This is a genomic window from Mesorhizobium sp. M2C.T.Ca.TU.002.02.1.1, assembly GCF_003997225.1.
The window spans coordinates 1-387 of sequence record NZ_RZTO01001586.1; the positions used below are offsets into that span (position 1 = coordinate 1).

Here is a 387-nt window from a genome sequence, read left to right on the forward strand (position 1 = left end):
AACAAGGGCTTGACCGCACGTTTGCCGGCAGGGTCAGGCCATGAAGCTCATCTTCGCCAACAGCGCCTGGGTCAACGCCGCCGAGCGGCTGATGCTGCGCGGCGGCACCTGGCAAAGCGCCAGGCTGCGTGTCCGCTACGGGCTGTTCTTCCACCCCGCCGCCGGACCGGTGCTGGTCGATACCGGTTACACGCCGGACGCGCTGAGCGGCGACCGGCGCGGCCGGATGCTGCGGCTCTACGGCGCGCTGCTGAAGCCCGAACTCAACGCTGCCGAACAGGTCCTGCCGGTGCTCGAGCGTTTCGGCCTATCGCCCGATGACATCCGCACAATCATCGTCACGCATTTCCACGCTGACCACATTTCGGGCCTGTCGCTGTTCCGCAA

General features: G+C 66.7%; 1 protein-coding gene. It reads left to right on the forward strand.

What is annotated here, in order from left to right:
- Window positions 1-40 precede the first annotated feature (40 nt).
- Window positions 41-387: MBL fold metallo-hydrolase (locus tag EOD07_RS37425; protein WP_127238566.1), on the forward strand; the 347-nt coding region annotated here is incomplete at its 3' end.